The sequence below is a fragment of the Streptomyces sp. JJ36 genome (assembly GCF_021696945.1).
Classification (GTDB): Bacteria; Actinomycetota; Actinomycetes; order Streptomycetales; family Streptomycetaceae; genus Streptomyces.
In genome coordinates this window covers 1-21,690 of the sequence record NZ_JACYHE010000013.1, presented here as the reverse complement: position 1 = coordinate 21,690, position 21,690 = coordinate 1, and the positions used below count along the sequence as shown (strand labels likewise).

Sequence of the window (21,690 nt, the reverse complement as noted above, 5' to 3'; positions counted from 1 at the left end):
CGCTCATGCACGGCTCCGGCACCCGCCCGCCTCACCGCACCGTTACCCGCTCCACGGCCGCTCACCCCGCGCCGCACCCGGTGACGACCTACGCCCTCATCGGGGTCTGCGCCCTGGTCTTCCTGCTGGGCCCGGCGTCCGGACCGGTGCCGGCGCACGACGGCGGGGCGGCGCTCCACCGCGAACAGGCCGCGTACTTCCAGCACTGGGGGGTGCTGCCGCGCGCGCTGTGGAGCGGCGCGGCCCGGCCGCTGCTCACCCCGTTCACCGCCCTCTTCCTGCACGGCGGCTGGCTGCACCTGCTCGGGAACCTGCTCTTCCTGTTCGTCTTCGGGGACCTGGTCGAGCGGCGGCTGGGCCCGTTCCGTTTCCTCTTCTTCTACGTCATTGTCGGCTACCTGGCCCTGCTGTGCTATGCCGCCGCACACCCGGATTCGGCCGAGCCGCTGATCGGGGCCTCCGGGGCGATCTCCGGAGTCCTCGGGGCCTTCCTCTACCTCTTCCCGACCGCCCGCGTCACCAGCGTCCTGCCCTTCCTCTGGTTCCTGCCGCTGCGCTTCCCGGCCTGGGCGGTGCTGGTCTTCTGGCTGGTGCTGCAGTGGGCGGCCGCCCGGCACGACACGGACGGGCCGGGGATCGCCTACCTTGCCCACGTCGTAGGCTTCATGGTCGGCTTCCTCTACGCGTGGCTCCGCTGTCGCTCCGCCACCCCCGATGAAGGGATCTCCTCGTGATCACCTCGATCGTGCTCATCAAGACCAGCACCGACCGCATCCCCGAGATCGCCGAGCAGATCGCCGCCCTCGAGGGCGTGAGCGAGGTGTACTCCGTGACCGGTGCCTACGACCTGATCGCCATGGTGCGGGTGGCGCAGCACGACGATCTGGCCGATGTGATCCCGGGGCGGATCAGCAAGGTGCCGGGGGTCCTGCACACCGAGACGCACATCGCCTTCCGCACGTACTCGCAGCACGACCTGGAGGCGGCGTTCGCCATCGGCCTGGACGCCTGACAGCGGCGGCCTCCCCGGCCGGGACGCCCGGCCCCGTCAGCCGCGGGGGCTCCGGACCAGCGCGCGGACGGCCGTGAGGAGACGGTCCACGTGCTCGTCGGGGGTGCCGGCGCCGAAGCTGACCCGCACGGCGTTCATCGGGGCGCCGGCCGCTCCGCACGTGTCCGGCCCGGCCGGCGCCCCGCCCAGCAGCACCCGCAGCAGCGGATGGGCGCAGAACAGACCGGCCCGCGCCCCGATGCCGTACTCCGCCGACAGCGCCTCCGCGAGCTCCGCGCTGTCCCGCCCCTCGGCCACGAAGGAGACCACGCCGACCCGCCCGGCCGGTCCGGCCCGCCCGGGCTCCTCACCGAAGAGCGAGAGCACCCGGGCCCCGGGCACCCCGGCCAGCCCGTCCAGCACCCCCCGGAGCAGCCGCTGCTCCCGGCGCAGCAGCCGGTCGAAGCCGGCCGCCTCCAGCGCGCGGCAGGCGGAGGCGAGGGCGTAGGCGCCGATCACGTTCGGGGAGCCGGCCTCGTGCCGGGCGGGCCCGGTGTGCCACTCGACCGCCACTCCCCCGTCCGGGCCGCGCTCCACCCGGCGGCCGGCGCCGCCGCCGGCCAGATAGGGCGGGGCGGCGTCCGGCCAGTCGGCCCGGCCGGCCAGCACTCCGGCGCCGAAGGGGGCGTACAGCTTGTGTCCGGAGAGGGCGACCCAGTCCACGTCCAGCGCGGCGATGTCGACCGGGTGATGGGGAGCGAGCTGAGCCGCGTCCAGCACGATGCGGGCGCCGTGCCGGCGGGCGACCCGGGCCAGCTCCCGCACCGGCCAGATCTCGCCGGTGACGTTGGAGGCTCCGGTGACGCAGACCAGCCGGGGGCCGGCGGGCGCGGCGCGCAACGCGGCCTCCAGGGCGGCGACGGCCTGCTCCGGGCTGCGCGGCGCCGGCAGACAGCGGGTCCGGTGGTCCCGCCAGGGCAGCAGGGCGGCATGGTGCTCGGTCTCGAAGACGAAGACCCGGGTGTCCGCGGGCAGGACGTGGGCGAGCAGGTTCAGGGAGTCGGTGGTGGCGCGGGTGAAGATCACCTGGTCGCCGGGGCGGCAGCCGAGGAAGCGGGCCACGGTGGCCCGGCTCTGCTCGTAGAGCTCGGTGGAGAGCTGCGAGAGCCGGCCGGCGCCGCGATGCACGCTCCCGTAACAGGGAGCGTACGCGGCGACGTCGTCCCAGACCCGCTGGAGTGCGGGGGCGCTGGCGGCGTAGTCGAGTGCGGCGTACGGCGCGTCCCCGCCCCCGGCGAGCGGGACCCGGACGTCCCGGCCCAGTACGGGCAGCGGGGTGTCGGCGGACGTGGAGCCGGTCCCGGGGGAGGCGGCGGAGGGGCGGCCCGAGAGGTGGGCGGTGACGTGGGCGGTGAGGGGAAGCGTGTCCACGGACATGGCGAGGTCTCCTGGTGGCTGGGCGGCACGCCGGGCGGTCGCGCCACGACGGCCGGGCGGGGCGGCATACGGGAGGAACCGGCCTCACGGTAGGAGTGCCGGGCGCGCGGCGGCAGACTGCGGCCGCGAAACCGCTGAGGCCCTGTCAAGTCGGCGCGGAGGCCGGCGGACAGGGCCTAGGGCATGTGCTGGGACACGCGAGACTCCCTCGGGGACCAGGACCCCTGCCCGACGAGGGATCCGCGCTTGCCGCAGACCTCGCTGCCTGCGGCCCGGTCATCACCCGGGGCACCCCGCCACGGACGGAGGGTTGCCGGACAGCGGGCCGGGGCCTTGATCGCTGTCACTCGTGACCTGCCCGGAAGTATGCCATACCCGGTCGGGGACCGGCCCCGTGGGTGCTCCCCCCAGGACCCGGCCCCCGCCCCGGACGGTATGCCGGTCGTGCCGTCCCCGCGGACGGCGAGGCTAGGCGTTGCTCGCCGCCACCCAGCGGTCCAGGACGTTCCGCGCCGCCCCCGAGTCGAGGGACTCCGCGGCCCGCACGAGGCCGGCGCCGATCCGCTCGACGAGCGGCCCCTCCTCGGGCTCCAGGGCGGCCAGCGCGGCCGCCGAGTTGAGCAGGACGGCGTCCCGGACCGGGCCCTTCTCGCCGTCCAGCAGGCGCCGGGCGACGTCGGCGTTGTACGCGGCGTCCGCGCCCTGCAGCGCCTCGACCGGCACCATCTCGATGCCGACCGCACGCGGGTCGAACGTCTCGCGCCGCACTTCGCCGTCCCGGACGATCCAGACCGTCGACGTGGCCGTCGTGGTGAGCTCGTCCAGTCCGTCGTCGCCGCGGAACACCAGCGCCGAGGAGCCGCGGTCCGCCAGGACCCCCGCGAGGATGGGCGCCATCCGGGCGTCCGCGACGCCGGTGGCCTGGGCGCGCACCCGCGCCGGGTTGGTCAGCGGGCCCAGGAAGTTGAAGGAGGTGGGGATGCCCAGCTCCCGGCGGGCGCCGGCCACATGCCGCAGCGAGGGGTGGAACGCGACGGCGAAGCAGAAGGTGATGCCGGCCTCCGCCGCCACCTCGGCGACCCGGCGCGGGGAGAGCTCCAGATTGACGCCCAGCTTCTCCAGCACGTCGGAGGCGCCGCTGGCGGAGGACGACGCGCGGTTGCCGTGCTTGACGACCTTCGCACCGGTCCCGGCCACCACGATGGCCGACATGGTGGAGATGTTCACGGTGCGGGCCCGGTCGCCGCCGGTGCCCACGATGTCGACCGTGGGGCCGGGGACCTCGATCAGGTTCGCGTGCTCGTACATGGCGCGGACCAGACCGGAGATCTCGTCGACCGTCTCACCCTTCGCCCGCAGTGCCACCGCGAAGCCGGCGATCTGGGCGTCGGTCGCCTCGCCGCGCATGATCCGGTCCATCGCCCAGGCGGTGGCGTCCGCCGTCAGGTCCTCCCCGGCCAGCAGGCTGCCCAACACGTCCGGCCAGTCCTGGGGGACGCCGCCGGAGGGTGAGCCGACGAGGGGAACAGTGTTCATCATCCACGCTCCAGAGTGCATCCACAGGACAGGCGGGCGAGCGGGCCGTCACGCACCGGAGGCGGCCGCCGGCGTGGGGCTGCCGCCACCGGACGCACCGACGGCGTCCGGCCCCGGTGTCAGCCTAACGGGACGGGCCGTTCCGTCGCGTGCACGCTCACATCGCGGGCGCCGCGTGCCACGCCCCGGCCGCGGCCCCGTACGGCACGCGCCGAGGCCCCGTACGACGAGGGCCCGCCCGGGTGTCCGGGCGGGCCCTCGCGGTGTGGCGACCGTGACGGTCAGTGGTGGCCGTGACCGCTGGTGATCTCGCGGTACTCCTCGGCGGTCGGCTTGGGGATCTGACTCTCCGGGCCGAAGTAGCCGCGGGACAGCTTGGCCCGCATCTTCTGCACCGGGCCGATCTTCCGCCGGACGCCGTTCTCGTCCACCTCCGGGCCGAGCTCGATCGGCCGGTACTGCTCGTGCGCGGTGAGGGTGTGGAGCTGCTCCTGGTTGAGCGGCTCGTGCACCTCGACGAACTCGCCGTGCGGCAGCCGCTTGATGATGCCGGACTCGCGCCCGTGCAGCACCTTCTCCTTGTCCCGGCGCTGCAGGCCGAGACAGATGCGGCGGGTGACGATGAAGGTGAGCACCGGCACCACGAAGAAGCCGATGCGGACGAACCAGGTGATGGCGTTGATCGACAGGTGGAAGTGGGTGGCCACCAGGTCGTTGCCGCCGCCGATCAGCATCACGAAGTACCAGCTGATCCACGCCGCGCCGACGCCGGTGCGGGTCGGGGCGTTGCGCGGGCGGTCCGCGATGTGGTGCTCCCGCTTGTCCCCGGTGACCCAGGCCTCGATGAACGGGTAGACCGCGATCGCGGCCAGCACCAGCGGGAAGACCAGCAGGGGGATGAAGACCCCCAGCACCAGGGTGTGCCCCGCGAAGTTGATCTCCCAGCCCGGCATGACGCGGATCAGGCCCTCGGAGAAGCCCATGTACCAGTCGGGCTGGGCGTTGGTGGACACCTGGTCCGGGCGGTACGGCCCGAGCACCCAGATCGGGTTGATCTGGAAGGTCGCGGAGAGCACCGCGATGACGCCGAAGACCAGGAAGAAGAAGCCGCCAGCCTTGGCCATGTAGACCGGCAGCAGCGGCATGCCGACCACGTTCTTGTTGCTCCGGCCGGGGCCCGCGAACTGGGTGTGCTTGTGGTAGAAGACCAGGATCAGGTGCGCCACCAGCAGCCCCAGCATGATGCCGGGCAGCAGCAGCACGTGCGCCGCGAAGAACCGCGGGATCACGTCGTGGCCGGGGAACTCCCCGCCGAAGAGGAACATCGACAGGTAGGTGCCGACCACCGGCACCGAGAGGATCGCGCCCTCCATGAAGCGGACACCGGTGCCGGAGAGCAGGTCGTCCGGGAGCGAGTAGCCGGTGAAGCCGGTGAACATGCCGAGCACGAACAGCAGGAAGCCGAAGAGCCAGTTGACCTCACGCGGCTTCCGGAAGGCGCCGGTGAAGAAGACGCGCATCATGTGCACGAACATCGCCGCGAGGAAGATCAGCGCGCCCCAGTGGTGGATCTGCCGGATGAGCAGACCGCCACGGACGTCGAAGCTGATGTCCAGCGTGGAGGCGTAGGCCTCCGTCATCCGGACGCCGTGCATCGGGACGTACGCCCCGTGGTACTCCACCTCGGCCATGCTCGGCGTGAAGAACAGCGTCAGGTAGACGCCGGTCAGGATGATGATGATGAAGCTGTAGAGCGCGACCTCGCCCAGCATGAAGGACCAGTGGTCCGGGAAGATCTTGCGCATGTTGGCCTTGGCCAGGCTGTAGACGCCCAGCCGGCCGTCGGCCCAGTCGGCGACCCGCTCGCCGCGGGGCGTCCGCTTCGTCTCGCTTGCAGTACTCATGCTCCGCGCTCCCAGAATGCCGGGCCGACGGGCTCGGCGAAGTCGCCCTGCGCCTCGAGGAACCCTTCGTCGTTGACGCTGATCTTCAGCTGCGGCAGCGGGTGGCCGGCCGGGCCGAAGAGCACCCGCGCACCGTCCGCGAGGTCGAAGGTGGACTGGTGGCACGGGCAGAGCACATGGTGCGTCTGCTGCTCGTAGAGGCTGACCGGGCAGCCGACATGGGTGCAGATCTTGGAGTAGGCCAGCACCCCTTCGTAGGACCAGTCCAGGGTCTTCTTGTCCTTGATGTCCTCCGGCTCGATCCGGACGAGCATCAGGGCGGCCTTGGCGATCTCGGTGTTGAACTCGTGGTCCTCGGGCTCCAGGCCCTCCGGACGGGCGAAGGCGAGCGAGCCGATGACCACGTCCTCGGGCCGCAGCGGCTCACCGGTGTTCTCGTTGATGAGCAGCTTGCCCTTCTCCCACGCGGTGTGGAAGAGCTTGTCCTCGGGCAGCGGACCGAGGTCGCGCAGCAGCACCACGCCGGAGAGCGGCACCAGCGTGAGCGCGCCGAACATGGTGTTGCGGATCAGTTTCCGGCGGCCCAGCGCGGACTCGCGGGCACCGTCCCGGAAGTCCGACATCACCTTGGAGCGGACCTCGGGGTCGGCCTCGATCGGGTGGCGGTCGTCGGCGACCTCCACGTCCGACATCAGGGTGCGGGCCCAGTGGACGGCGCCGGCGCCGATGCAGAAGAGGGCGACACCCAGGGTCAGACCGAGCGCGAAGTTGAGCGCGCTGACGTGCCCGATCGGCCAGACGTGGACGTTCTCGTCGATCGGGATGGCCACGTAGGAGGCGATGAAGCCGATGGTGGCCAGCATGGACACGGTGAAGAGCAGGGCGACGGTGCGCTCGGAACGCTTGGCGGCCCGCTCGTCGACGTCCTGGATGCGGTGCCCGTGCGGCGGCAGCCCGGGGTTCCGGAAGGGGTCCCCCTCCGTCGCGGGCACCGCGCCGTGCGCCCGGTCCTGCGCGCCCGGCAGGGTCTCTTCTGCGTCTGACACGTGGTCGTGGGATCCCGTCTCGCTACTCATGACTTCCTGGCCTTTGCGGTCCGCGCGGCGACCCAGACGGCGAGGACGACCATCGCACCGAGGCCGAACACCCAGGCGAACAGCCCCTCGCTGACCGGACCGAGACCGCCGAGCTTGAACCCGCCCGGCGTCTTCGCCTCGTCACTGTTCACGGTCTTCACGTAGGCGATGATGTCCTTCTTGTCCGTCTCGGTCAGGACCGAGTCGGGGAAGGAGGGCATGTTCTGCGGGCCGGTCTGCATCGCCTCGTAGATGTGCTTGGGCGTCACACCCTCGAGGTCCGGAGCGAACTTGCCGTGGGTGAGCGCACCGCCCTCACCGGTGAAGTTGTGGCACTGGGCGCAGTTGGTACGGAAGAGCTCACCGCCCTTGGCGATGTCGGCCCCGGACGGGTCGTACTGCTCCTCGGTGGGGATGGCCGGGCCCGGGCCGAGCGAGGCGATGTACGCGGCGAGCTGGTCGATCTCGGCCTGCGAGTACACCTTCGGCTTCTTCGGCGCCTGCGCCCCCGGCTGCTGGGCGGGCATCCGGCCGGTTCCGACCTGGAAGTCCACGGCGGCGGCACCGACGCCGACCAGGCTGGGGCCGTCGCTGGTGCCCTGGCCCTGGCTCCCGTGACAGCTTGAGCAGCCGACGTCGTAGAGCTTCTTGCCCTCCTTGATGGCGAGGGACTGGTTCGACTGCTGATCGGCCTTGGCCTCATCCACAGGAGCGAACGCGGCGTACAGCCCCCCGGTGGCCGCCAGCGCGAAGAGTAGGACGACAAGCGCCGCCAGCGGATGGCGCCGTCGTGCGGAGAGCTTTTTCACGGATTACCCCGGTGTCAGGATCTTCTGCGTCGATGCTTCTTGCTGTCTGCGTCGTGTCCCGCGGAGCGGGCCGCGCCCGCGTCGCCGGACTCGCTACTTGATCAGGTAGATCGTGGCGAAGAGGCCGATCCAGACGACATCGACGAAGTGCCAGTAATAGGACACGACGATGGCCGCAGTGGCCTGGTGGTGGGTGAATCTCCTGGCCATGTACGTCCTGCCCAGGACGAACAGGAACGCGATCAGGCCGCCCGTCACATGCAGACCGTGGAACCCGGTGGTCAGGTAGAACACCGACCCGTAGGGATCCGAGGAGAGCGTGAGGCCCTCGTGCTCGACCAGCTCCGTGTACTCGAAGACCTGACCGCCGATGAAGATCGCACCCATGATGAAGGTGACGATGAACCAGCCCCGGAGCTTCTTCACGTCACCGCGCTCGGCGGCGAACACGCCGAGCTGACACGTGAGGGAGGAGAGCACCAGGATCGTGGTGTTCGTCGCGGAGAAGGGGAGGTTCAGCGCCTGGGCGTGCTCCTCCCAGTACTCCGCACCCGTCACCGACCGCAGGGTGAAGTACATCGCGAAGAGGGCCGCGAAGAACATCAGCTCGGAACTCAACCAGATGATCGTTCCGACGCTGGTGAGGTTCGGCCGGTTGACCGACGGGTGCGCGTGCCCGGTTTCTACTGCTGTTGCTGTCGCCACGCCCGACATTATGTCGGTCGCTTATCCCGGGCTCACCTCGGGGGGTGCTGTTCGGTGTGTCCGTGCCCGTGCGCTGCCCGGACGCCGCTCCCCCGGGCGCGCCGCTGACCCTCCCGGCGGGGCTCGGGACGGCCCGGCGGGCGGCGCCCGGACCGCCGGCGCCCGGGCGTCACCCGGGCGTGCGAAGCGCTGTCGGGGCGGGCCGGTGAGGAGTAGCATCCGCAGCGACGGACGCGATCATCTCGGAGGAACGATGCAGCCGACCGCCACGGTGCTGGTCTACAGCGACGACGCCGACACCCGCGAGCAGGTGCGGCTCGCGGGCGGACGCCGCCCGGCGACCGACGTCCCCCCGGTGGAGTACGTGGAGTGCGCGACGCTGCCCGCGGTCCTCAGCACCCTCCAGGAGCGGCACATCGACGTCTGTGTGCTGGACGGCGAGGCGGTGCCGGCCGGCGGGATGGGCGTCTGCCGGCAGATCAAGGACGAGATCTTCCGCTGCCCGCCGGTGCTGCTGCTGATCGGACGGCCGCAGGACGCCTGGCTGGCGACCTGGAGCCGGGCCGAGGCGGCGGTCTCGCACCCGGTGGACCCGGTGGCCCTGGCGGACACCCTCGCGGGGCTGCTGCGCCACGACGGCGACGGGGCGAGGGCCGGGGCGGGCGCCGGGGCGGCCTGACCGGGCCCGGAGCACGTTCCGGGGGTTCCTCCGGGCGCCTTCCGGTCGCTCCGGGGCACGGCGGGTGCACGCTCAGGTGTCGAAACGGAGCCGTCCGGTCGCGTGGGTCTCGTCGCCGGAACCGCCCGCCGCGCGGTGGGTGGCGCTCCCCCGGCGCCACTTCTCCCAGGAGAGGTTCCAGTCGCCGTAGCCGTTGCCGAAGACCGGCATGTCCTCGCCCTGGCCGTTCACATAGCGGACGATGTCACCCGGCTGCACCAGGTGGTAGAACCACTTGGCGTCGGCGGTGCTCATGCCCGTGCAGCCGTGGCTCACGTTGGCGGCGCCCTGGGAGCCGGTGGACCAGGGGGCGGCGTGCACGAACTCGCCGCTCTGGGTCAGCCGTGCGTTCCAGTAGACCGGCAGGTCGTAGGATTCCGCACTGCCCGCGGGTATCCCGATGCTCCCGCTGGTCATCCGCACGAACTGCTGCTTGGCCAGGATCACCTTGATGCCCGAGCGGGTGCGGAAGCCGGCCTTGCCGGTGGTCACGGGTATCGTCTTCAGCTTCTCGCCGCTCTTCGACACCGTCATGGTGTGGGCGGCGATGTCCACCAGCGCCTCGACGCGGTCGTCGGTGCGGATCCGCAGCGGCTTCGAGGCGCCGCCGCGGAGGCCGTCGCGTATCCGGACGCCCTCCAGGGTGGAGCGGACGGATATGTCCGCGTTCTCGGGCCAGTACTCCCGCGGCCGGTAGTGCAGCGTCCGGTCGTCCACCCAGTGCCAGCCGCCGCGTACCAGCGGGCTGGACTCGACCTCCAGCGCGCGCTCGACGACGGCCTTCTCCTTGCGGCTCTTCAGCTTGTGGCTCAGTTCGGCGACGACGGGCTGGCCCACGCCGTAGGTGCCCTTCTCCGGGCCGAAGGTCACCTTGAGCTTCCGGCCGTCGGCCGGCCTGGTCGCGAAGCGGAGCGTACGGCGTCCGGGCTTGCCGCTGTCGTCCTCCGTGCTGATCCGCACGGTGTACCGCACCCCGGCGTGCAGCGGCGCCGTGCTGCGCCAGCTACTCCCGTCGGGGGCCAGCCGGCCACGCAGATACCGCCCGGCGCCGTCGACGGCGACCACATCGGTGATCCGCCCGCCCACGTCCTCCGCGGTGATCTTCAGTGGCTTGTCGTAGTCGGCGTCGTCGCTGCCCTCGGCGACGCTCACGGATATCTGCTCACTCGCGTCGTAGGGCTCGGCTGCGAGCGGGTTTCCGTCGTCGCTGCAGGCGGTGAGGCCGGCCGCCAGCGGGGCCAGCACCAGGGCACAGCTCAGAGCCGTGCGGCGGTTGCGCTTGGGTCGCTGTCTCATGACGCCAACATAGGGAGACATATCGCCACAGAGCCTGCTGAACTACGGCAAACGGGTCGGCCCCCGGGGGTGTGTCCCCGGGGGCCGACCCTGTGTGCCCGGCACGGCTTACTGGTTCTGCGCCTCACCGTGGTAGTACTCGAACACCCAGCCGAAGACGCCCACGAGCACCAGCGGCAGGGAGAAGAAGAACAGCCACCAGCCGAAGACGATGCCCAGGAAGGCCAGGGCGCCGCCGAGGCCGAGGGAGAGCGGCTGCCAGCTGTGCGGGCTGAAGAAGCCCAGCTCGCCGGCGTCGTCCGCGACGTCCGCCTCCTTGTTGTCCTGCGCGCCGGTGTCCGTACGGCGGGCGGTGAAGGCCAGGTAGTACCCGATCATCACCGCCAGTCCGAAGGACAGGAAGAGGGCGGTGGTGCCGACCGGCTCCTTCGACCACAGTCCGTAGACGACGGCCACGGCGAGCATGAACACCGAGAGCCAGATGAACATGTGTCCCTGGATCTTCACTTGGCGTCACCCTCTCCGTCGGTGGCTCCGTTGGTGGCACGCCCCTCGCCGGTACCGGCGGTGCTCCCGGCCAGGACCCGCTCCCCCGAACGCTGAGCCGGGATCTCGTCGAGCGCGGCGATCTCCGGGTGATGCAGGTCGAAGGCCGGGGACTCGGAGCGGATCCGCGGCAGGGTGAGGAAGTTGTGCCGCGGCGGCGGGCAGGAGGTGGCCCACTCCAGCGACCGGCCGTAGCCCCAGGGGTCGTCGACGTCGACCTTCCTGCCGTACTTGGCCGTCTTCCAGATGTTGTAGAAGAACGGCAGGATCGACAGCCCGAGCAGGAACGAACTGATCGTGGACACCGTGTTCAGCGCGGTGAAGCCGTCCGCGTCCAGGTAGTCGGCGTACCGGCGGGGCATGCCCTCGGCGCCCAGCCAGTGCTGCACCAGGAAGGTGCCGTGGAAGCCGATGAAGAGGGTCCAGAAGGTGATCTTGCCCAGCGTCTCGTCGAGCATCTTCCCGGTGAACTTCGGCCACCAGAAGTGGAAGCCGGCGAACATCGCGAAGACCACGGTGCCGAAGACCACGTAGTGGAAGTGGGCCACCACGAAGTACGAGTCGGAGACGTGGAAGTCCAGCGGCGGCGAGGCCAGGATGACACCGGTGAGACCGCCGAAGAGGAAGGTCACCAGGAACCCGATCGTCCAGAGCATCGGGGTCTCGAAGGAGAGCGAGCCCTTCCACATGGTGCCGATCCAGTTGAAGAACTTCACGCCCGTCGGCACCGCGATGAGGAAGGTCATGAAGGAGAAGAAGGGCAGCAACACCCCGCCGGTGACGTACATGTGGTGCGCCCACACGGTCACCGACAGACCCGCGATGGAGATGGTCGCGGCGATCAGCCCGATGTAGCCGAACATCGGCTTGCGGCTGAAGACCGGGATGACCTCCGAGACGATGCCGAAGAACGGCAGCGCGATGATGTACACCTCGGGGTGTCCGAAGAACCAGAACAGGTGCTGCCAGAGCAGCGCACCGCCGTTGGCCGCGTCGAAGATGTGCGAGCCGAACTTCCGGTCCGCCTCCAGCGCGAAGAGCGCGGCCGCCAGCACCGGGAAGGCCAGCAGCACCAGCACGCCGGTGAGCAGCACGTTCCAGGTGAAGATCGGCATCCGGAACATCGTCATGCCCGGGGCGCGCATGCAGATGATCGTGGTGATGAAGTTGACCGAGCCGAGGATGGTGCCGAAGCCGGAGAAGGCCAGGCCCATGATCCACATGTCGGCGCCGATACCCGGCGAGTGCACCTCGCTGGAGAGCGGGGAGTAGGCGAACCAGCCGAAGTCCGCCGCGCCCTGCGGGGTGAGGAACCCGCCCACCGCGATCAGCGAGCCGAAGAGGTAGAGCCAGTAGGCGAACATGTTCAGCCGCGGGAACGCCACGTCCGGCGCGCCGATCTGCAGCGGCATGATCCAGTTCGCGAACCCGGCGAACAGCGGGGTGGCGAACATCAGCAGCATCACCGTGCCGTGCATGGTGAACGCCTGGTTGAACTGCTCGTTCGACATGATCTGCGTGCCCGGGCGGGCCAGCTCGGCGCGCATGAAGAGCGCCATGACGCCGCCGATCACGAAGAAGGCGAACGACGTGATCAGGTAGAGGGTGCCGATCGTCTTGTGGTCGGTGGTGGTGAGCCACTTGACCACGACGTTGCCGGGCTCCCTGCGGCGCACCGGCAGCTCATCCTCGTACGAGTCCTCTGCTGCGGCGGCACCCTGGGGTTCGTTGAGGATGCTCACGGGTTATTCGTCTCCGCATTCCTGGCGTCGCCGGTCGTGGCGATGCCCGCCGGGATGTAGCCGGTCTGGCCCTTCTCCGCCAGCCTCTCGAGATGGCGCTGATAGCGCTCCGGGGAGACGATCTTGACGTTGAAGAGCATTCGGGAGTGGTCCACACCGCACAGTTCGGCGCACTTGCCGAGGTAGGTGCCCTCCTTGCTGGGGGTCACCTGGAAGCGGTTGACATGGCCGGGGATGACGTCCTGCTTCATCAGGAACGGGACCGCCCAGAAGGAGTGGATGACGTCCCGGGAGGTCAGCACGAACTGGACCGTTTCACCCTTCGGCAGCCACAGGGTCGGGCCCGGGTTGCCGGTCTGCGGGTTGCGGTCCGCCGGGGTGCCGACGGTGTAGACGCCCTCCGCGCCCTCGGGGAAGGCGCTGCGCATCCGGTCCGGGATGGGGGCGAGTTCGTCGGCGTCGGTGTTGGAGGTGGTCGCGTCGCCGTCGACGTCCTCGATGTAGTTGAAGCCCCAGCTCCACTGATAGCCGACGACGTTGATCACGTGGTCCGGCTTCTCGGAGGTCTCCAGCAACTCCGCCTCGTCACGCGCGGTGAAGTAGAAGAGCACCGAGACGATGATGATCGGGACCACGGTGTACAGCGCCTCGATGGGCAGGTTGTACCGGGTCTGGGGCGGGATCTCCACCTTGGTCCTGCTGCGCCGGTGGAAGATGACGCTCCACAGGATCAGACCCCAGACCAGGACGCCCGTGGCGATCGCCGCCGCCCACGAGCCCTGCCACAGGGAGAGGATCCGCGGCGCCTCCTCCGTGACCGGGGTGGGCATGCCGAGCCGGGGAAAGTCCTTGTATGTGCAACCGGTCGCGGTCGCCAGGACCAAGCCCGCAGTCAGCGCCTGCGGCAGCTTCCGCCGCATCGGGCGCCGCGACGAGCGGTCGGAGCCGTTGGGACTCACGTAGCGCCTTCCCGAGAGTCTCGCCCGCTTCAGCCGGGCTCGGCCGTCTTGCGTGGTCGGGCGCGGCCCTGGCGCGGGCAGGGGTTTGGATGTTTATGCGGACCAAACCCTAACGGACGCCCTCCGGGGGTGCGCGGGGAGGGTGCACAACGCGCCGCCGCGCCCACCCCGAAGGGGTGGCGGGCCGCGGAACGCCCCGCGGACGCCCCGGCACGGGGCCACGGCGCCGCCCGGAGCGCGGGGTTCCGCCGCACCTCCGGGGCGGGCCCGGCGCGCGCTCTCCGGAGGGCGGAGCGCCCCGGCACACCACCGGCGGAAAGAGTTAGCGTACGGGCGTGTCCTACTTCGACGCCGCGTCCGGCCTTCCCCTGCACCCCGTCGCCCGGGAGGCGCTGCTCGCCGCGCTCGACGACGGCTGGGCGGACCCCGCCCGGCTGCACCGGGAGGGCCGGCGTGCCCGGGTGCTGCTGGACGCGGCCCGGGAGACCGCGGCCGAGGCCGTCGGGTGCCGCCCGGACGAGCTGACCTTCACCCCGTCCGGCACCCGGGCGCTGCACACCGGCGTGGCCGGGGCGCTCGCCGGCCGCCGCCGGGCCGGCAGCCGCCTGGTGGTGTCCGCCGTGGAGCACTCCGCCGTGCTGCACGCGGCGGCCGCGCACACGGCCGCCGGGGGCACCGCGACGGAGGTGCCGGTGGACCGTACGGGCCGGGCCGGCCCGGAGGAGTACGCCCGCGCCCTGTCCCCGGACACGGCGCTGGCCTGCCTGCAGAGCGCCAACCACGAGGTGGGCACCGAGCAGCCGGTGGGTGACGTCGCCCGGGCGTGCCGGGAGGCCGGCGTACCGCTGCTGGTGGACGCGGCCCAGTCGCTGCCCTGGGGGCCGGTGGACGGGCCCTGGGCGCTGCTGGCCGCCAGCGCCCACAAGTGGGGCGGTCCGCCCGGGGTGGGGCTGCTGGCCGTACGCAAGGGGACCCGGTTCGCCCCGCCCGCGCCGTCCGACGAGCGGGAGTCCGGGCGGTCCCCCGGCTTCGAGAACATCCCGGCGATCGTGGCGGCGGCCGCCTCGCTGCGTGCGGTCCGGGAGCGCGCGGCCGCCGAGGCGGCCCGGCTGCGCGCCCTGGTGGACCGGATCCGCGCCCGCGTCCCGGCGCTGGTGCCGGACGCCGAGGTGGTGGGCGACCCGGTGCGGCGGCTGCCGCACCTGGTGACCTTCTCCTGTCTGTACGTCGACGGGGAGGCGCTGCTGCACGCCCTCGACCGGGCGGGCTTCTCCGTCTCCTCCGGGTCCTCCTGCACCTCCGGCACGCTGACGCCGAGTCATGTGCTGAAGGCGATGGGCGTGCTCTCCGAGGGCAACGTGCGGGTCTCGCTGCCACCGGGCACGGCGGACGCGGAGGTGGAGCGCTTCCTGGAGGTGCTGCCGGAGACCGTGGCCGCCGTACGGGCCGAGCTGGGCGCGCCCGCCCCGGCGGAGCCGCCCGGGACGGCGCCCGGGGACCGCACGGTGGACACCCTCGGGCGGCTCTGCCCGGTGCCGGTGATCGAGCTGGCGAAGGTGATCGGGGAGGTGCCGCCCGGCGGAGTGGTGACGGTGCTCTCCGACGACGAGGCGGCCCGGCTGGACATCCCCGCCTGGTGCGAGATGCGCGGCCAGGAGTACCTGGGGGTGGAAGGCACCGCCCACCGGGTGCGGCGCCGCGCCTGACGCCTGCGGCGCCCCGCCCGGCGCCCGCAGCCGCACACGGAACGGGCGGGACGGGGCGCCCGGCCCCGTCCCGCCCGCCTGGGACGCGCTCCGGTCAGTCCAGGTGGGCCTGGACCTCGGCGGCGGCGTCGTCCCCGTACGCCTTGGTGAAGCGCTCCATGAAGTGCCCGCGCCGCAGCTCGTACTCCTGCGTGCCGAGGGTCTCGATCACCAGTGTGGCGAGCATGCATCCGACCTGCGCCGCACGCTCCAGGGAGACGTTCCAGGAGAGCCCGGTGAGGAAGCCCGCGCGGAAGGCGTCACCGACGCCCGTCGGGTCGACCTTGGCCTCCTCCTGGGGGCAGCCGACCACGATCGGCTCCTCACCCTTGCGGTCGATCCGCACGCCCTGCGCGCCCAGCGTGGTGACCCGGGTGTCCACCCGGTCCAGGATCTCGGCGTCGCTCCAGCCGGTCTTGGTCTCGACGAGTCCCTTCTCGTACTCGTTGGTGAAGAGGTACGTCGCCTTGTCGAGCAGCACCCGGATGTCCTCGCCGTCCATCCGGGCGATCTGCTGCGAGAAGTCGGCGGCGAACGGGATGCCGCGGGAGCGGCACTCCTCCGTGTGGCGGATCATCGCCTCGGGGTCGTCGGCACCGATGCAGACCAGGTCGAGGCCGCCGACCCGTTCGGCGACCTTCTGCAGCTCGATCAGCCGGGCCTCGCTCATGGCACCGGTGTAGAACGAGCCGATCTGGTTGTGGTCGGTGTCCGTGGTGCACACGAAGCGGGCGGTGTGCGCCGTCTCGGAGATGCGGACGGACTCGGTGTCCACCCCGTGGCGGTCCAGCCAGGCGCGGTATTCGTCGAAGTCCTCCCCGGCGGCGCCGACCAGGACCGGCCGGGCGCCGAGCTGTCCCATGCCGAAACAGATGTTCGCACCGACGCCACCGCGGCGGACGTCCAGACTGTCGACGAGGAAGGACAGGGAGACCGTGTGGAGCTGCTCCGCGACGAGCTGGTCCGCGAAACGGCCGGGGAACGTCATCAGGTGGTCGGTGGCGATGGAACCGGTGACTGCAATACGCACGGCGAATTCTGCTCCTGATGGAGGAGACGGAAACGGGCCCGACCACGCTACCGGGTGAAGCCCGTCAGCCGAACAGGACGGATCTACCAGATAGTAGGTCCTTCCCGGCATCCGGGGGCGGGCGTAGCGTCGATCTCATGGACGAGTACGCGCCCGCGCCCGGTTTCCCGCCGGCAGAACCCGAATCGCTCTCCCAGCTTCGCGGCGACTGCGCCCGCATGGCTCCGCACTGGAGGGCCGGCACCCGCCCGGCCGGTCCGCGCCCCGCGCCCGCCGGCTCCCCGCGGCCCCGCGGCGTACGGGTGCCCGCGCGCTCGGCCCACCTGCTGGACGGAATGTCCGAGTACGGCGACTGAGGGAACCACTCGCTCCTCCGCCCCGTCCCACCGCCGTCCCGGCACACCGGGATGCGAGTCTGACGGACGAGCGCAGGCGAAGGAGCGATGCGGTGAGCACCCAGGAGACCCCCGAGCGGCCGCGGCGACACCGGCGGCTGACCGTCGTGTCGGTGGCGGCGGCCGTCCTGCTGGCCGGAGGCGGTGGCGCGTACTGGGCCTCGAGCGCCGCCGACGACGGCGCCGGCGGCCCCGCGAGCGGCGGCGGTTCCGGTCCCCCGCCCCTGACCCTCGACGGCCTCGGGCAGGAGGAGGCCGGCGGCGGCCGGGAGCCGGGGATCGCCCCCGGCGAGCCGGACCCGAACGGCGTCTTCTACCGCGCCGGCGGCCCGCTGCCGGACGGCCCGGAGCGCGCCGCGGTGCACCGCCCCGCCGGGGGCGTGACCGCGGAGAAGGTGCGGGCCGTCGCCGAAGCGCTGGACGTGGCGGGCGAGCCGGTGCACCGGCACGGGCGCTGGCGCGTCGGCGGCCACCGGGACGGCTCCGGGCCCACCCTGACGGTGGGCGCCGAGCAGGCGGCCGGCTCCTGGTCGTTCGTCCGTTACGCCCCGGCGTCCGACGACAAGTGCGGGAAGCCGGACGGACGGAGCCGTACGCTCCCCGCACCCTGCCCCGGCGGCCCGGTCGGCGGCCCCGGCGCGAGCGGCGGCGACCCGGTCCCGGCGGCGGAGGCGAAGCGGCAGGTGCGGCCGGTGCTGCGGGCCCTGGGCCTGGGCGGCGCGCGGCTCGACGCCTCCGCCACGCAGGGCGCGCTGCGCACGGTGGTCGCGCGGCCCGAGGTGGCCGGGGTGCCGACCCACGACTGGAGCAGCACCTTCACCGTGGCGGGGGACGGCCGGCTGGTGCGCGGGCACGGGCGGCTGGGCGCCCTGACGCGGGGCGCCGAGTACCCGGTGCTGCCCGCCGCGGACACCCTGCGGGAGCTGAACGAGCGGCGCGGCCCCGTGGGGCAGCTCCCGCCGTGCTCCGCCGCGCCGCCGGCCGCCGGCGAGCCGCACCCCGAGCGGCCGGAGGGATCCGACGTGGCGCCCTGCCGGCAGACCGGCCCGGACGGCACCGCGACCGTGACCGGTGCGACCTTCGCGCTGGCCACCCAGTACTCCCGCGGTGAGCCGGTGCTGGTGCCCTCCTGGGTCTTCGACGTGCGGCCTTCCGGCGCCTCCGGCGGCGGGAAGACCGGCGGCAGGACCTACCAGGTGACCTTCCCGGCCGTGCAGCCGGAGTTCCTGCGCACCGCCGGTGGCGGCCCGGGCGGCGGGGACAGGGACACGCCCACCGGGGCGCCCGCCGGCCCCGGCATCCCGCACGGCCCGGAGACCCCGGCCGACGCCCGGCGGCCGCTGGTCTCGTACGCGGCGGACGGGCGGACCCTGACACTCACCTTCTGGGGCGGCGTCTGTCACCCGTACGAGGCGCGGACCGAGGAGACCGCGGAGCGGGTGCGGGTCGCCGTCCGGCGGGTGCCGGAGAAGTCGGGGAAGCCGGAGGAGCCCTGCATCGCGATGGCGAAGAAGCAGACGGTGCGGGCGGAGCTGGAGCGGCCGCTCGGCGACCGCGCGGTGGTGCACGCGCGGAGCGGGAAGCCGGTGCCGCGTACGGAGTGAGCGGGAGCCCGCGGCACGAAACGAAGGCCGGGTCCGCTCGCGGCAGTGCCGTGAGCGGCCCCTGAGACGCCGCGAGGGCGGTGGACCCGTCCGGGTCCGCCGCCCTCGTGCGTACCGGGTGCGCCGGCCGGGGGCCGGCGGTCCGCGGTGTCGCGTTCTCGGGTGCGGAGGCTCAGTTGAAGGAGTCGCCGCAGGCGCAGGAGCCCGTGGCGTTCGGGTTGTCGATGGTGAAGCCCTGCTTCTCGATGGTGTCGACGAAGTCGATGGAGGCGCCGCCCAGGTAGGGGGCGCTCATCCGGTCGGTGACGACCTTGACGCCGTCGAAGTCCTTCACCACGTCGCCGTCGAGCGAGCGCTCGTCGAAGAAGAGCTGGTACCGCAGGCCCGAGCAGCCTCCGGGCTGGACGGCCACGCGCAGCGCCAGATCCTCCCGGCCCTCCTGCTCGAGGAGGCTCTTGACCTTCGCCGTGGCGGCGTCGGACAGGATGATGCCCTCACTCACAGCGGTCTCGTCCGATACGGACATCTGCTTCTCTCCCGGGTTGTACGGACTGCTCTGCCACCGGCTGGAACCAGCGGTGTCCCGGATTCATTCCAGGCTCTGCACTCGGTGTCGGCACATCACTGTGTCGTCCGCCTTCATGCTCGCACACCGGCGCCCGGCGGTCACCGGCACGCACCCGCGGCGCGCCCGGTAATGCGTCACATCGACACGATGGCCATCGTCAAACTGACGTGAAGCGGTTATGATGGATAACGTCAATGAGACGATAAGTGCTCGTGGATCTGAACAGAAAGGGTGTGTGACGTGTCCACCGCCCAGCCCCTGGACGTCCAGCCGACGCCGCTCGCCCTGCTGCTGCTCGGCCGCGAGGCCGACCCGAAGAGCGAACGCGGCGTGGAGTGCCCGGGCGACCTGCCCGCCCCCTCCGACCCGGACCTGGTGGCACGCGCGCGTGCGGCCAAGGAGAAGCTCGGCGACAAGGTCTTCGTCCTGGGCCATCACTACCAGCGCGACGAGGTCATCGAGTTCGCGGACGTCACCGGGGACTCGTTCAAGCTGGCGCGGGAAGCCGCCGCCCGCCCGGAGGCCGAGTACATCGTCTTCTGCGGCGTGCACTTCATGGCGGAGTCCGCGGACATCCTCACCTCCGGCACCCAGCAGGTCGTGCTGCCGGACCTGGCGGCCGGGTGCTCGATGGCCGACATGGCCAGCGCCGAGCAGGTCGCCGAGTGCTGGGACGTCCTGACCGAGGCCGGCGTCGCCGGGTCCACGGTGCCCGTCTCGTACATGAACTCCTCGGCCGACATCAAGGCCTTCACCGGCCGGCACGGCGGCACCATCTGCACCTCCTCCAACGCCCGCCGTGCGCTGAGCTGGGCCTTCGAGCAGGGGGACGGCCCGGACACCAAGGTGCTCTTCCTGCCCGACCAGCACCTCGGGCGGAACACCGCGGTGCGCGAGCTGGGCCTGTCCCCGGAGGACTGCGTGGTCTACAACCCGCACAAGCCGGGCGGCGGCCTGACCGCGCAGCAGCTCCGCGACGCCCGGATGATCCTGTGGCGCGGCCACTGCTCGGTGCACGGGCGCTTCTCGTCGGCCAGCGTGGAGGACGTACGGGCACGCATCCCCGGGGTGAACGTCCTGGTGCACCCCGAGTGCAAGCACGAGGTCGTCGCCGCCGCCGACCACGTCGGGTCGACGGAGTACATCATCCGGACGCTGGAGGAGGCGCCCGCCGGCTCGAAGTGGGCGATAGGCACCGAGCTGAACCTCGTGCGCCGGCTGGCGAACCGGTACGCCGACGAGGGCAAGGAGATCGTCTTCCTGGACCGCACGGTCTGCTTCTGCTCCACCATGAACCGCATCGACCTGCCGCACCTGGTGTGGGCGCTGGAGTCGCTCGCCGACGGCAAGGTGGTCAACCGCATCGAGGTGGACGCCGAGACCGAGCACTACGCCAAGGTCGCCCTGGAGCGGATGCTGGCGCTGCCGTGACCGGGACGCCCGCCCTCCGGCCCCTCCCCGGTCACTCCGGCCCCCCGGTGCCGGAGCCGGGCGGGCCGGGCTCTCCGCGACCGTCCGCCGGGCCCGGGGAGCCGGCTGCGGCGTCCCGGGCCGCCCGGTAGGCGGGGCGGAACAGGGGGAACGGGATTCTCCGGGGCGCGCGGAACCGCAAGCTCCGGGAATCCGTCACACTACGTGGTACGGACCGGACGCTGTGCTATCTTCCGGCAGCCGCGTTCCGGCGGACCGTGGACGGCTCGCAGGTGCCGGGACCGGTCCACCCGAGACGGCGGAGAGCGGAGAGGTGAGCAGCCCGATGCGGCACGGTCCCGTGGAGGAAAGAGCCCTGCGGCGGCTGCTCGCCGAAGCGGGGCGACCGCCCCGCGACGGGCAGCCTCCCGGCTTCTCCCGCGTCGCGGACCTGCTGCGGGACCTCTCCGGGCCCTCCGCCGGCGCAGAGGGCACAGAGCCCCTCCGCGGTGAGGAGGCCGCCGTGGCCGCCTTCCGCGCGGCTCATGCCGCCCGGACGGGCGCCCAGGCCGCCACGGATGCCCGTCCCGGTACGACACAGCCGCGGTCTGCCGGGCTGCGTCTCCCCGGACGCCTGCGGACGCGCACCGTCGCCGTGGGGGTCGCCGTGGCGGCGCTGCTCGGCAGTGGCGTCGCCGTCGGGGCCGGCCTCGGCCCCTTCGCCGGCCCCGGCCGGGACGGGGAGGACGACCCGGAGCCCGGACCGCGGCCCGTCTCCTCTCCCGCACCGCCCTCCCCGCCGGCTTCCCGGAGCACCGCACCGGAGCCGGACAGCGGGACCCGGGACCGTACCGGCGCGGAGCGGGACGGCGGTGCCACCGGTGCGGCGGAGCTCCGGGACCTGTGCCGCGTCTGGGCGGAACGGCACGGCGCGCGGCCCGGGGCCCTGAACAGACCCGGGTTGCGCCCGCTGGCCGAGGCGGCCGGGGGGCCGGGGAAGGTGGCCGGCTACTGCGCGGAGCGGCGCGACACACGCCGGCCGGCCCCCGGGCCCGCGGACACCGGCGGCGAGCGCGGCGACGGCGGCGAGCACGGCCGTCCGGGCGGCGAGCACGGCCGTCCGGGCGGCGAACAGGGCGGTGCCCGCGAGGACGGGCCCCGCGGCCCCGGCGGGAAACCGGGCGGAGGACCCGGCGGCGGCCCGGCCGGCGGCCACGGC

At 72.3% G+C, this 21,690-nt stretch carries 20 protein-coding genes and 1 riboswitch; of the genes, 8 read left to right on the top strand and 12 right to left on the bottom strand.

Features of this window, described 5'->3' with window-relative positions; all coding sequences use genetic code 11:
* The first annotated feature begins 5 nt into the window (after positions 1-5).
* Positions 6-734 (top strand): rhomboid family intramembrane serine protease, encoded by a 729-nt coding sequence (locus tag HOY81_RS07740; protein ID WP_237319483.1) that lies wholly within the window; start codon positions 6-8, stop codon positions 732-734.
* Positions 731-1,012 carry an Lrp/AsnC family transcriptional regulator gene (locus HOY81_RS07735; protein ID WP_237319482.1) on the top strand — a complete coding sequence of 94 codons (282 nt, stop codon included), beginning with the start codon at positions 731-733 and terminating at the stop codon, positions 1,010-1,012. The genes HOY81_RS07740 and HOY81_RS07735 overlap by 4 nt, the downstream gene beginning before the upstream one ends.
* Positions 1,013-1,048: 36 nt before the next feature.
* Here the strand turns inward: HOY81_RS07735 and HOY81_RS07730 are convergent, their stop codons facing one another.
* The 6 genes from HOY81_RS07730 to HOY81_RS07705 all read right to left on the bottom strand — a co-directional run bounded on the left by HOY81_RS07730 (position 1,049) and on the right by HOY81_RS07705 (position 8,467).
* Positions 1,049-2,428 carry an aminotransferase class V-fold PLP-dependent enzyme gene (locus tag HOY81_RS07730; RefSeq protein ID WP_237319481.1) on the bottom strand — a complete coding sequence of 460 codons (1,380 nt, stop codon included), beginning with the start codon at positions 2,426-2,428 and terminating at the stop codon, positions 1,049-1,051.
* Between the two features lie 237 nt (positions 2,429-2,665).
* A riboswitch (SAM riboswitch) is annotated at positions 2,666-2,783 on the bottom strand.
* A gap of 113 nt (positions 2,784-2,896) precedes the next feature.
* Positions 2,897-3,964: an anthranilate phosphoribosyltransferase gene (gene trpD, locus HOY81_RS07725; protein WP_237319480.1), complete on the bottom strand. Its 1,068-nt coding sequence runs from the start codon at positions 3,962-3,964 to the stop codon at positions 2,897-2,899.
* Between the two features lie 281 nt (positions 3,965-4,245).
* Positions 4,246-5,868 (bottom strand): ubiquinol-cytochrome c reductase cytochrome b subunit, encoded by a 1,623-nt coding sequence (locus HOY81_RS07720; RefSeq protein WP_237319479.1) that lies wholly within the window; start codon positions 5,866-5,868, stop codon positions 4,246-4,248.
* A complete protein-coding gene (locus tag HOY81_RS07715) occupies positions 5,865-6,944 on the bottom strand; it encodes a ubiquinol-cytochrome c reductase iron-sulfur subunit (protein ID WP_237319478.1) in 1,080 nt (359 codons plus the stop codon). The genes HOY81_RS07720 and HOY81_RS07715 overlap by 4 nt, the downstream gene beginning before the upstream one ends.
* A complete protein-coding gene (locus tag HOY81_RS07710; protein ID WP_237319477.1) occupies positions 6,941-7,753 on the bottom strand; it encodes a c-type cytochrome in 813 nt (270 codons plus the stop codon). The genes HOY81_RS07715 and HOY81_RS07710 overlap by 4 nt, the downstream gene beginning before the upstream one ends.
* Positions 7,754-7,846: 93 nt before the next feature.
* Positions 7,847-8,467: a heme-copper oxidase subunit III gene (locus HOY81_RS07705; RefSeq protein WP_237319476.1), complete on the bottom strand. Its 621-nt coding sequence runs from the start codon at positions 8,465-8,467 to the stop codon at positions 7,847-7,849.
* Between the two features lie 244 nt (positions 8,468-8,711).
* On the opposite strand from HOY81_RS07705, the gene HOY81_RS07700 reads away from it, so the two are divergent.
* Positions 8,712-9,137 carry a hypothetical protein gene (locus HOY81_RS07700; RefSeq protein WP_237319475.1) on the top strand — a complete coding sequence of 142 codons (426 nt, stop codon included), beginning with the start codon at positions 8,712-8,714 and terminating at the stop codon, positions 9,135-9,137.
* 72 nt (positions 9,138-9,209) lie between these two features.
* Here HOY81_RS07700 and HOY81_RS07695 read toward each other — a convergent pair whose 3' ends face one another.
* The 4 genes from HOY81_RS07695 to coxB form a co-directional block, all read right to left on the bottom strand.
* Positions 9,210-10,472 carry an Ig-like domain-containing protein gene (locus HOY81_RS07695; RefSeq protein ID WP_237319474.1) on the bottom strand — a complete coding sequence of 421 codons (1,263 nt, stop codon included), beginning with the start codon at positions 10,470-10,472 and terminating at the stop codon, positions 9,210-9,212.
* Between the two features lie 108 nt (positions 10,473-10,580).
* Entirely contained in the window at positions 10,581-10,979 is a 399-nt protein-coding gene (locus HOY81_RS07690) for a cytochrome c oxidase subunit 4 (protein WP_237319473.1), read from the bottom strand.
* Positions 10,976-12,760, bottom strand: a complete 1,785-nt coding sequence (gene ctaD, locus HOY81_RS07685) for a cytochrome c oxidase subunit I (protein WP_237319472.1) — start codon at positions 12,758-12,760, stop codon at positions 10,976-10,978. Before ctaD ends, HOY81_RS07690 begins: the two co-directional genes overlap by 4 nt.
* Complete coding sequence (coxB, locus tag HOY81_RS07680) at positions 12,757-13,719, bottom strand: cytochrome c oxidase subunit II (RefSeq protein WP_237319471.1); 963 nt, start codon at positions 13,717-13,719, stop codon at positions 12,757-12,759. Before coxB ends, ctaD begins: the two co-directional genes overlap by 4 nt.
* Before the next feature lie 335 nt (positions 13,720-14,054).
* Between coxB and HOY81_RS07675 the strand changes: the two genes are divergently transcribed.
* Positions 14,055-15,425: a cysteine desulfurase/sulfurtransferase TusA family protein gene (locus tag HOY81_RS07675; RefSeq protein WP_237319470.1), complete on the top strand. Its 1,371-nt coding sequence runs from the start codon at positions 14,055-14,057 to the stop codon at positions 15,423-15,425.
* 94 nt (positions 15,426-15,519) lie between these two features.
* On the opposite strand, the gene HOY81_RS07670 is transcribed toward HOY81_RS07675, so the two are convergent.
* On the bottom strand, positions 15,520-16,494 hold the full coding sequence (locus HOY81_RS07670; protein WP_237319469.1) for a carbohydrate kinase family protein: 975 nt from the start codon (positions 16,492-16,494) through the stop codon (positions 15,520-15,522).
* Positions 16,495-16,631: 137 nt separating this feature from the next.
* Between HOY81_RS07670 and HOY81_RS07665 the strand changes: the two genes are divergently transcribed.
* Together HOY81_RS07665 and HOY81_RS07660 are read left to right on the top strand one after the other, a co-directional pair.
* Complete coding sequence (locus HOY81_RS07665) at positions 16,632-16,850, top strand: hypothetical protein (protein ID WP_237319468.1); 219 nt, start codon at positions 16,632-16,634, stop codon at positions 16,848-16,850.
* A 92-nt stretch (positions 16,851-16,942) separates the two neighbouring features.
* On the top strand, positions 16,943-18,493 hold the full coding sequence (locus HOY81_RS07660; protein WP_237319467.1) for a hypothetical protein: 1,551 nt from the start codon (positions 16,943-16,945) through the stop codon (positions 18,491-18,493).
* Positions 18,494-18,665: 172 nt separating this feature from the next.
* Here HOY81_RS07660 and HOY81_RS07655 read toward each other — a convergent pair whose 3' ends face one another.
* The gene (locus HOY81_RS07655; protein WP_237319466.1) at positions 18,666-19,019 is read right to left on the bottom strand and encodes an iron-sulfur cluster assembly accessory protein; all 354 of its coding nucleotides are present in this window, start codon (positions 19,017-19,019) and stop codon (positions 18,666-18,668) included.
* Between the two features lie 282 nt (positions 19,020-19,301).
* Here HOY81_RS07655 and nadA point away from each other — a divergent pair, with 282 nt between their 5' ends.
* The gene (gene nadA / locus HOY81_RS07650) at positions 19,302-20,492 is read left to right on the top strand and encodes a quinolinate synthase NadA (RefSeq protein ID WP_237319465.1); all 1,191 of its coding nucleotides are present in this window, start codon (positions 19,302-19,304) and stop codon (positions 20,490-20,492) included.
* 313 nt (positions 20,493-20,805) lie between these two features.
* A partial coding sequence (locus HOY81_RS07645) for a hypothetical protein (protein ID WP_237319464.1) occupies positions 20,806-21,690 on the top strand: 885 nt, incomplete at its 3' end.

Bases quoted from the DNA above. Each gene is read 5' to 3' on its own strand.
- HOY81_RS07740 (WP_237319483.1), top strand. From the start codon at position 6: ATGCACGGCTCCGGCACCCGCCCGCCTCACCGCACCGTTACCCGCTCC.
- HOY81_RS07730 (WP_237319481.1), bottom strand. From the start codon at position 2,428: ATGTCCGTGGACACGCTTCCCCTCACCGCCCACGTCACCGCCCACCTC.
- trpD (WP_237319480.1), bottom strand. From the start codon at position 3,964: ATGAACACTGTTCCCCTCGTCGGCTCACCCTCCGGCGGCGTCCCCCAG.
- HOY81_RS07720 (WP_237319479.1), bottom strand. From the start codon at position 5,868: ATGAGTACTGCAAGCGAGACGAAGCGGACGCCCCGCGGCGAGCGGGTC.
- HOY81_RS07715 (WP_237319478.1), bottom strand. From the start codon at position 6,944: ATGAGTAGCGAGACGGGATCCCACGACCACGTGTCAGACGCAGAAGAG.
- HOY81_RS07705 (WP_237319476.1), bottom strand. From the start codon at position 8,467: ATGTCGGGCGTGGCGACAGCAACAGCAGTAGAAACCGGGCACGCGCAC.
- HOY81_RS07700 (WP_237319475.1), top strand. From the start codon at position 8,712: ATGCAGCCGACCGCCACGGTGCTGGTCTACAGCGACGACGCCGACACC.
- HOY81_RS07695 (WP_237319474.1), bottom strand. From the start codon at position 10,472: ATGAGACAGCGACCCAAGCGCAACCGCCGCACGGCTCTGAGCTGTGCC.
- HOY81_RS07665 (WP_237319468.1), top strand. From the start codon at position 16,632: ATGGACGAGTACGCGCCCGCGCCCGGTTTCCCGCCGGCAGAACCCGAA.
- HOY81_RS07655 (WP_237319466.1), bottom strand. From the start codon at position 19,019: ATGTCCGTATCGGACGAGACCGCTGTGAGTGAGGGCATCATCCTGTCC.